The sequence below is a fragment of the Streptomyces sp. SID5785 genome (genome assembly GCF_009870065.1).
Classification (GTDB): Bacteria; Actinomycetota; Actinomycetes; order Streptomycetales; family Streptomycetaceae; genus Streptomyces.
In genome coordinates this window covers 1-2,976 of sequence record NZ_WWIA01001043.1, presented here as the reverse complement: position 1 = coordinate 2,976, position 2,976 = coordinate 1, and the positions used below count along the sequence as shown (strand labels likewise).

The window sequence follows — 2,976 nt, the reverse complement described above, 5'->3', positions numbered from 1 at the left end:
CACGGGGCGGCGCCACGCGGTGGCGGACCGGCCGCCTCAGTGCTGCCGGGCGCGACGCCGCAGCACGACCGTGCCCGCACCGGCGAGCAGCGCCGCGGCGGACAGCGAACCGACGAGTGCCGGGGAGGTTCCGGCGTCGTCCGTCGCGGGGCGCTCCCCCGCGGCCACGCCGCCACGGGGCGCACGCGGGGCGGGAGTCGCCTCGCCGCGGCGGCCCTCGGCGGCGGACCGCGCCGGGGCGGGCGACGCCTGCTCCGCGGGCTTCTGGGACGGGACCGCGGACGGCTCCTGGGACGCGGTACGGCTCGGCACGGGCGTGGGGGTGCCGCCGGAGGCGAGCGCGGTGCCGGCCGGGGCGAGCACGGCGGCGGTGACGACGGCGGCCGTCGCGGCCGTGCGCAGGGACAGGCGGTGGGACATGGACAACTCCAGATCGGTGGGGGCTCGTCGGTGTCGTCCCGCGGCCGGACGGCCACGGGGTGCCGGTCCCGGCCGGTCCGTCGCGGACCGTCCTTGATCGACGGCCCCAGGCTCGCGTGAAGTTGTCAGAAAGCTGTCAGACCGCTGTGGTCATCGCATCAGGGCCGGGCCGTCTCGTCATCGGGACGGTCCGGACCGGCGAGCGGCAGTCGTAGCGTGAAGACGGACCCCTCGCCCTCCGTGCTGGTGGCCGTCGCCGACCCGCCGTGCGCCTGTGCGAGCCGGCGCACGATCGACAGGCCGAGCCCGCTGCCGCCGGTGCGGCGGTTGCGGGACTTGTCGGCCCGCCAGAACCGGTCGAAGACGTACGGCAGATCGGCTGCCGGGATGCCGCTGCCCGTGTCGACGACCTCCACGAGGAGTACGTCGCCGCCCGGGCCGGGGCGGGCCCGCAGGGTGACGGTGCCGCCGGGGGCGGTGTGCCGTACGGCGTTCGACACGAGATTGGCGACGGCCTGGCGCAACCGGACCGGATCCGCCGTCAGTTCGGGCAGCGGGCGCGCGGGCCGGTCGACGGTGAGCGTGACCCCGGCGGCCTCGGCCCGGACGAGGTGCGCGGCGGCGACCTGGCCGAGCAGCTCCTCGGCGCGCACGGGCTCCGGGTGCAGGCGCAGCGTCCCGGCGTCGGCGGCGGCCAGGTCCTGGAGGTCGTCGACGAGATGCTGGAGCTGGACGGCCTCCTCGAGGAGCGAGGCCACGAACGCCGGGTCAGGATCGGCGAGTCCGTCCTGGGCCGCCTCGAGCCAGCCGCGGATCGTGCTGAGCGGGGTGCGCAGTTCGTGGGCGACGTCGCTGACCATCGCCTTGCGCTGGGCCTCGAGGCGGGCGCGGTGCGCCGACATGTCGTTGAACGCGGCGGCGAGCCGGCCGATCTCGCTGTCGCCCTTCACCGGGACGGGTTCGGTCTCCCGGCCGTCCCTGAGCCGTTGGGCGGCGCCGGTCAGTGCGTGCAGGGGGCGGACGAGGCGGGTGCCGGCGAGCACGGAGGCGCCGATGGTCAGGGCGAGGACGAGTGCGGCGACACCGGCGATCTTCGCGGTGTTGCGCGGGGACAGGTCGAAGCCGGGCACGGTGCCGCCGGTGGGGGCGCTGATGAAGAGCAGCGCGGGCGCGGCGACGTACGGCGTGAGCTGTTCGCGGCGGGCGGTGCCGACGCAGGAGGCGACCGCGCGGTCGTCCTCGACGGCCGTCGAGGACGGGACGGGCACGGGGACGGCCGCCCGTCGGCCGGGCGGTTCGGTGGGTGCGGCGGAGGGGGCCTGGCCCTGCCGCCAGGTCAGGTCGAGCGCCAGGTCGACACGGTCGTGGCCCTGCCGGGACAGGCAGGAGTTGGTGAGGTCGGTGAGGGAGGTGAGCGCCTTGCGTTCGGTGGCGGTCGGGGCGTCGAGGGCGCTCGTGTCGCAGGAGGTCGCGGCGAGGCCGCCGGTGTCGGTGCCGATCGTCTGCACGTGCGGGCGCCCGCTGGGACCGGCCACGACGTCGGCGGCTATGCCGGTCGAGCGCAGGCACGAGGTCGTCCGGTCGGCGAGGGCGCGCAGGCGGTCGCGTTCGGTCGCGGGCAGCCGGAACGGGCCGACGGCGCGGGCGTCGATCCGGTCGGCCGACGGGGTCGTGTCGGTGCCGCTGCGGCCGGCCGCGAGGGTGCCGTCGACGGCCAGCGGGTCGAGGGTGGCGGAGGCGCGGGCGGGCAACGGACCGTGCGGGCCGGGGCCCGCGGAGTCGGCGAGCGGGCTCCGGTCCTGTGTCGTGACGACGATGTGCCGCCCGGTCGAGCGGGCGAGGGCGCGCACGGTGTCCTCGACGCCGTCCCAGTCGCGGTGGGTCGCGGCGCGGCCGAGCAGGGTGTCGTAGATGCGGGCGTCGTCCGCGAGGTTCTGGCCCTGCTCCTGCTTGATCGCGCCGGAGGTGGTCTGCACGGCGAGCCAGGCCGTCGCGGCGACGGAGCAGGTGGCGACGAGGGCGGAGACGCCGAGCAGCCGGCCGAGCAGGCTGGTGCGCAGCGGCGGCCGGGGCCGCCGGCCCTCAGCGCGGGCTCGGCGCCGCACGGCGCGGTCCCTTCGCGGGGTCCGTCAGCTTGTAGCCGACGCCGAAGACGGTCAGGAGCCGCGCCGGGCGGCGGGGCTCGGCCTCGATCTTCTTGCGCAGGTTCATGACGTGGACGTCGACGGTCCGGTCGCCGATGTACCGGTCGAACCCGTGCAGTTCCGTGAGCAGGCGCTGCCGGGTGAGGACCCGGTCGGGTTCGGCGGCCAGCGCGGCGAGCACCCGGAACTCGCCCGGCGTGCACTCCACGGGCGCCCCGTCGACCGACACCTCGTGCCGGTCGGGGTCGACGACGAGCGCCCCGACGGTGAACGCCCCGTCCGCGGCCGGTTCCTGGGCGCCGCGCCGGGTGCGGCGCAGCAGGGTGCGGACCCGGGCCATGAGCTCGCGCGGGCTGTACGGCTTGGTCATGTAGTCGTCGGCGCCGAGGTCGAGGCCGAGCAGCAGATCGTC

Annotated in this window: 3 protein-coding genes; all 3 read right to left on the bottom strand. The window is 76.8% G+C overall.

From position 1 onward, the window contains the following. Positions 1–36: 36 nt before the first annotated feature. Positions 37–420 carry a hypothetical protein gene (locus tag GTW43_RS33885; protein ID WP_161305805.1) on the bottom strand — a complete coding sequence of 128 codons (384 nt, stop codon included), beginning with the start codon at positions 418–420 and terminating at the stop codon, positions 37–39. Between the two features lie 158 nt (positions 421–578). After that, on the bottom strand, positions 579–2,525 hold the full coding sequence (locus GTW43_RS33880; protein ID WP_161305804.1) for a HAMP domain-containing sensor histidine kinase: 1,947 nt from the start codon (positions 2,523–2,525) through the stop codon (positions 579–581). Next, positions 2,503–2,976: response regulator transcription factor (locus GTW43_RS33875; protein WP_161305803.1), on the bottom strand; the 474-nt coding region annotated here is incomplete at its 5' end. The genes GTW43_RS33875 and GTW43_RS33880, both read right to left, overlap by 23 nt.

Bases quoted from the DNA above. Each gene is read 5' to 3' on its own strand.
- GTW43_RS33885 (WP_161305805.1), bottom strand. From the start codon at position 420: ATGTCCCACCGCCTGTCCCTGCGCACGGCCGCGACGGCCGCCGTCGTC.